Genomic DNA, 6,298 nt, shown 5'->3' on the forward strand with positions numbered 1-6,298 from the left:
CCTTCCACCAGGCCATTTTCGCTCGCGACGGGCTCCATATTGCCGTGGTGGGTGACATTGACGCGAACACGTTGAGGGAAAGGCTTGACCAGCTGTTTGGTGATTTGCCTGAGCAACAAACCCTCGTCCCCGTCTACGATGTCGCGCCGAAACTCGGTCAACTGGTGGAGGAGAACTACGACCTGCCGCAGACTTCGCTGACGTTGGCCTGGCCTGGCGTGAAGCCTAGCGCGCCGGATTTCTACGCGGCCGTGCTGCTGAACGACATCCTTGGCGGCTCATACTTGACTTCCCGCCTTTACGAGGAGGTACGTCAAAAACGCGGCCTTGCCTATCACGTCAGCTCTGAACTAACCCTTGACTCGCTTCTGGTTACGACAGAGACACGCTCGGACTGCGCTGCCCAAACACTGAGCATCGTGCGAGATGTGGTAAAGCAGATGGCGCAGCAAGGACCGACCGGGGCCGAGCTCAAGGCGGCGAAGAAGCACCTGATCGGCGCCTATGCCATCGACCAACTGGGCTCGACCCGCTCGATTGCAGACCGGCTCCTGGATTTGCAGATTCACAAGGCCGACGTCGACTACAACCAGCGTCGCGCCCGCAGCATCGGTCGGGTGACGCTCAAACAGGTCAAGGCGGCGGCCAAAAAGCTGCTTTCGGCCGAGCCCGCCATTTTGGTGGTCGGCCCGCCGCTGGGCGGCAAGGATGAGTAAAGAAACTCATCACACCTTCCTTCTTCATCGGGGCTTCTCGTGGGAAGAGCGTTGGAGGCCCGTGGGCCAAGCAGATCATGCAGACGCGCGGAGTCGTTTTCGCCGACCTTGCGCGGCATTGGCGGTCCGGCGGCCTCTCGCCGAAATGGCGCTCCTCAGCATGTATGCCGCCTTTTTGCAGAATTCAGTCGCATGCCACCAGCAGGCATGGTGGATGAAGCAAACATCCGACTGCTTAATCCATCAATTGATGAACCGCGGGCACTCAAACTAACGAAACTGCTGTCTTTTCATCGGGCTAGCGTGGTCTACCAGCTGCTTTGCCGAGGCCCTACGACGAACCCACTGGTGCAGAATACACACTGACGGCCTGTCGACCTGGATGTTCGCTGCGTTGAGGAGGAATCCGGTATTGCCCCTGTGCCTGCCGATGATCCGCCGTCTGAAATCCCCGCACCTGTTTGGAGCCATCGACCGCCTGCCGGCACTCGGCAGACCAGTTGGCAATAAGACGTTCGAGGTCGTCAATCCGTCGACCGGCGAAGTTTTGGCAGAGCTTCTCGATATGGGCGTGGAGGAGACACGTGCTGCGGTAGACAAGGCCTATGTTGCGCAGTCGGGATGGGCCGCGTTGACGGCCCGAGAACGTAGCGACGTTCTTTGGCGATGGCATCAGCTGATCATCGACCATGCAGGCGATCTCGCCGCGATTCTGACTGCGGAAATGGGCAAGCCGCTTGCCGAAGCCATTTCAGAGGTATCGCATGCGGCGGCGTATCTGCAATGGTATGCCGAGGAGGCCAATCGCGTCTATGGGGAGACGATCTCGGCACCCTCGACAGACCGCCGAATGCTAGTGATCAAGCAGCCCATCGGCGTTGTTGGCACGATCACGCCATGGAATTTCCCGGCCTCCATGGTGGCGCGCAAAATCTCGCCGGCCTTGGCTGCGGGCTGCACAATCGTGCTCAAGCCCGCTGAACAGACGCCGCTCGTGGCTGGCGCAATGTTCGCCCTCGCCCATCAGGGCGGCTTTCCCGATGGCGTGGTCAACCTGATCTATGCGTCCGAAGGTGATCGCGTGGGCCGTGAACTCTGCACCAATTCCAAGATTCGAAAGATCAGCTTCACCGGTTCGACCGAGGTCGGACGGCTGCTGATGCGTCAGTGCTCTGACCAGATCAAGAAGGTCAGCCTTGAACTCGGCGGCAATGCACCTTTCATCATCTTCGATGATGCCGACATTGACGGTGCTGTTGACGGTGCGGTCCAGGCGAAGTTCCGCAATGCCGGCCAGACCTGCGTTTCCGCGAACCGCATTTACGTCCAATCGAGCGTTCACGATGAGTTCGTCAAGAAATTCGTGGAAAGAATCCGGCACTTGTCGGTTGGCGACGGATTCGATGCCGGAGTGGACATCGGACCGCTCATCGACAAGCATGCTCTGGCCAAGATCGAGTCTCACGTCGCAGATGCCATTGCGAAAGGCGGCACAATACGATGCGGGGGCCAGCGTATCGGCAAGAATGGCACGTTTTTCGAACCCACGGTCCTCACCGAGATTTCCAGCGTCATGGCAGTCGCGCAAGAGGAGACATTCGGGCCGCTCGCGCCGATCATTCGCTTCAACGATGCGGATCAGGTCGTGCGCGAGGCCAATGACACGATCTACGGCCTCGCCGCATACTTCTATGCCTCAAACCTGAAGCGGGTCTGGCGTGTGGCAGAGGCTCTGGAATATGGCATGGTTGGCATCAACACGGGACGCATGTCCTCGGAGGCGGCACCGTTTGGCGGGATCAAACAATCCGGCATCGGGCGGGAGGGTTCCCGTCATGGCCTCGAGGACTATCTGGAAATGAAATATCTTTGCATGGGCGGGATTTGAAACCTGCTGCACTGTCTCTCCGCCCCACCGGGGGGCGGCCTGCGGTCAATGCCGCCACCTAATTGGAAGTTCCAAACGCCGTTGACCTGAAACACGGATGCCCGGCAGGAGACTGAGCTCGCTGTCGGGCCGGACATGCCTTGGGAGGGCATAAGTCAGCGCTCCTAGGGCCGATGGGCCACTCAGTTCGTGCGCCTTTTGCCGATTGCGTTGCATGTGCCGTGCCAAGCCAAAAAGCATTGATAAACCGCCGATGGATCAGCTTTTGCCCTGTTGCGCATTCTACATTGTGGGATATGCGACAATGCCCAAGCGGTTGAATCGTCGTGTTGCAGAACCCCAGACGGGTCATGACTGCTATTCTTAGGACAGTGCGCAGCAAGCCGCTACTCGCTGCACTCCAGGCACACCATTTCCATAATAAAGCGGTGGGTGCTATGTTGACCGAGCTGTCGACCAGGGAACGGTGTGAGGCCTCAGATCCCTCCATATTGTTGCACCCGCCGGTCCAACAGGACTGCAGGTCCGGCCTCAAAGGATCTTGGCTGCTATGGCGACATTGCGGTGCACGCCGCTTTCCGACCAATGATGTGCGTCCAGGTCGAGGCCGGCCCTAATGAACCACCGCCTTGGCACCCTCGCCCATCTCATTTCGGCATCGACAAGCTAGACCAGAGCGCACTTGCAAGGCGCCATGCAGTCCTGTCGGCGGGCGAACTGTTGGTGACGGGTACAGCTGCGAGCGAACGTTCATCCACCGACGCACAGCGCGGACTGTCGCTTTTCAAATTAGGAAATCTCTGTAGCCACCATTCATGAGCGCGCGGCCACGCGAGACGGCCCGACGGATGCGGTCGCGCAGATGATCGCGAGGATCCGCCCAGTCGGCATGGACGCGCCGTTGACCGATGAGAACTTCGGCGAGCTCGCGATGAGGTGCTCCGGCGAGCGAACCGTCGAGCGCACGAAGAACGAAGGACAAACGAACGCCGCGCTTTTCCGGCGCAAACAAGCGGGGGGGCAACTGTTGCCCTAGACTGAGAGCATTGAGGCACTCCAGTCCCCTCAGTCGATGCTTTAAAAGCACCGCGGGCCAGATGGCTTGCGTATGCAGGCAAACAGGGTGGAGGATATTCGCGCCCGAGACGGCGAGCTGCAGCGCGTGGTCCGCATTGCGAAGAAGAACATGCTGGCTCTTGTCGGGCGCCAGCAGGACGATTGCACGACAGGGCAATGCCGAGAGTTCGAACGGCGGTGTCGGCGACGAGGCAGGCAACCGTTCCGCAATGACCGGCAGCACATGGACGCACCAGAGCGGACACCAGAATACGACCGAAGCGCGGCCACAAGACTCCGCGAAACAGAACACCCCAGCGTGACAGGTCGCCGGCCGACGCGACCATATCGAGAAAGGATTGGAGAGACCAAGTCTTGCAATGCTGGCGCGCAGCGGTCAGATCGCGCTGGAACGCTGGATTGCGGCGTAAGAACTCCCAAGCCCACTCCCGCAGCGTCAGGCCAGCGGTGTAGTCGTATGATCTTTCATCCCGCCAATCGGCCTGATCCGCGCCAGTCAGGAGATTCATGACTGACATCCCCTGCCCGCGCCTGCGTGAGTCGAAACATTATGCCACTTCGCAAAGCATCGGCGAAGGCAGCAGACGTCGAAGACCCCGTTTCGTTGAAGCGTCAGCCATCGCCACTGTCGGCGACAGAAGATGTGCCCAAATTGCCACCAGACCGTCGAACTGGCACAGCGACGGCCAGCGCGACCTGGAATTGATCCCGTAACGGTCATCGGCTCCTGCGTCGCGATCCAGACGTCCCTTGAAGGCGCAGTAGCGCGGCAGTGGATCGCACGCTGCTTGTCGGCAAGTTGTCGTAGCGGCGGCGCCATAGGCACGGTCATCGGAGGGTCTCCTGCGGCAAGTTTTCGCCATTGGAGGCCAATCTCCCCGCTAGGGCAGCCTGTGCAGTTGCACAGGTGAAGCGGATCAATCAGGGGGAGCCATGGCGGAAACTGGATGATGGCGGCTTGAGGAGAGCGGCGTATCGAGGCGGGTGATGAAGCCTGCCAGTACCTCTCAAGGAGAGTGATACGCCATGAACGAGACTATCAACACATTGTTCGCCTTCGTCAGCCCGACGAAATCGATGATACCCTGACGGATGTACTTCGCAGCGGCGCGCGCAAATTGCTTGCACATGCGATCGAGATGGAGGCCGAGGCGTATGCCAAGGCGGTCGACTGCCTGACGAAAGATCATATTGCGTCGCTGGCGCTCTACGATTTCCCCGCCCAACACTGGGATCATCTGCGAACGTCCAATCCCATCGAAAGCGTCTTTGCAACCGTTCGCTATCGCACGGTGCGTACCAAGGGCTCGCTATCCTCGAAAACCGCCCAGCTGATGGTCTTCAAGCTGTTGGCCGCGGCCAGGAAGTGGCGACGATTGAAAGGACAAAATCAGTTGCCGAAACTCATCGCAGGTGCCGGTTCCTGGACGGAATCCAGGTCATCGAAACGAAGCCGCAGAGCGCCGCTTGATCAGCCTCGTCACCCAAATTCCAGCATAGCTCCATCGGAACTGCCAGCCTTCCTTGCCGATCAGGCGCATATCAGCGCTGACGATACCGAGGACGGCGATGGCGGTCACCTCCAGGCCGCCGAGTAACGACCCTCAAAACACCGCACTGGTCGAGGCCAGCCTGAACCGGTATCTTGTGCCTGCCCTCGGGAGTCGCTCTATCCACCATGTGATCGACACCGACATTGCTAACATCACAAAGAAGATCGTCGCCGGGGGTCACCCGCAAGCGGCTAACACGGCCTTCTGGTGTATGCGGGCATTTTTCAACTGGTGTCGCAAACCGCCGCAACGGCTCATCCGCGGTTTCCCCGCGAGGGATTGGAAAATCCGGATCCGGCCCCGATCGTCAAGCGCAAGCGAGTGGTGAACGATGCCGAACTGGCGGCTATATGAACGGGCTGTGAGCCCGAACCGGGCGATATCGGCTATTCGTTCGGCTCCATCGTCAAGCTGCTCATTCTGACCGGACAGAGGCGTACGGAAGTTGCCGCGATGCGTTGGTCCTCAACCTTGAAGCCGGAACATGGAACTATCGGGTGACCGCACGAAGAACGAAGAGCCTACGCTTATTCCGCTGTCCACACTGGCGGTGTCGGTCCCCCAGACGGTACCGAAGACCAATGACACGTTTTTTTCCCTGCGAGGGGCAACGAAAGAAGCCACTTCTCAGGCTACGCGAAGGGCAAGAAGGCTCTAGACGGCAAGGTCAATACTGACGGGGTGGCTTTGGAGAACTGGACCCTTCACGATCTGCGCAGGACGCTCGCGACAAATCTCGGCAGGCGGCAGGTATTGCCACACGTCATCGAGCACATACTGAATCACAAGGCGGCGTCCTTGACAGACATTGGCGAAATCTACAATCTCTATAGCAACGTCAAGGAGAAGCGCGAGGTGTTGCAGATGTGGTCAAATCACATCGAATGGCTGATCAAGCAGGCTGCGGATGACGCTCTGGCGGCGTAGCTGCTGGCATGGCGGAAGATGCGGCGCAACAATCGTCAGAGCCTCATCGAATTGGAGATCATGCTTGACCAGCAAATGCGCGGCCAATGCTTCGATGGCCGACCAGTGATCGAGTACTAGCCGGGCCGTGCAATCTT

The 6,298-nt window shown here is 59.3% G+C and carries 4 protein-coding genes and 1 pseudogene; 3 read left to right on the forward strand and 2 right to left on the reverse strand.

All coding sequences use genetic code 11. From position 1 onward, the window contains the following. Together EN893_RS14005 and EN893_RS14010 are read left to right on the forward strand one after the other, a co-directional pair. Positions 1-716 (forward strand): pitrilysin family protein (locus EN893_RS14005; protein ID WP_164900846.1); only part of this gene is annotated, 716 nt, incomplete at its 5' end. Between the two features lie 412 nt (positions 717-1,128). Further along, the gene (locus EN893_RS14010; RefSeq protein WP_128361596.1) at positions 1,129-2,604 is read left to right on the forward strand and encodes an NAD-dependent succinate-semialdehyde dehydrogenase; all 1,476 of its coding nucleotides are present in this window, start codon (positions 1,129-1,131) and stop codon (positions 2,602-2,604) included. 784 nt (positions 2,605-3,388) lie between these two features. Here the strand turns inward: EN893_RS14010 and EN893_RS14015 are convergent. Next, complete coding sequence (locus tag EN893_RS14015; RefSeq protein ID WP_224570032.1) at positions 3,389-3,904, reverse strand: DUF2285 domain-containing protein; 516 nt, start codon at positions 3,902-3,904, stop codon at positions 3,389-3,391. 937 nt (positions 3,905-4,841) lie between these two features. On the opposite strand from EN893_RS14015, the pseudogene EN893_RS14020 reads away from it, so the two are divergent. After that, a pseudogene (locus EN893_RS14020) lies at positions 4,842-5,152 on the forward strand (IS256 family transposase); the annotation flags it as partial. A 952-nt stretch (positions 5,153-6,104) separates the two neighbouring features. Here EN893_RS14020 and EN893_RS38660 read toward each other — a convergent pair. Then, a partial coding sequence (locus EN893_RS38660) for a hypothetical protein (protein ID WP_206524051.1) occupies positions 6,105-6,298 on the reverse strand: 194 nt, incomplete at its 5' end.

Origin of the sequence: Mesorhizobium sp. M7A.F.Ca.CA.004.04.2.1 (genome assembly GCF_004022825.1) — a bacterium.
GTDB lineage: Bacteria > Pseudomonadota > Alphaproteobacteria > Rhizobiales > Rhizobiaceae > Mesorhizobium.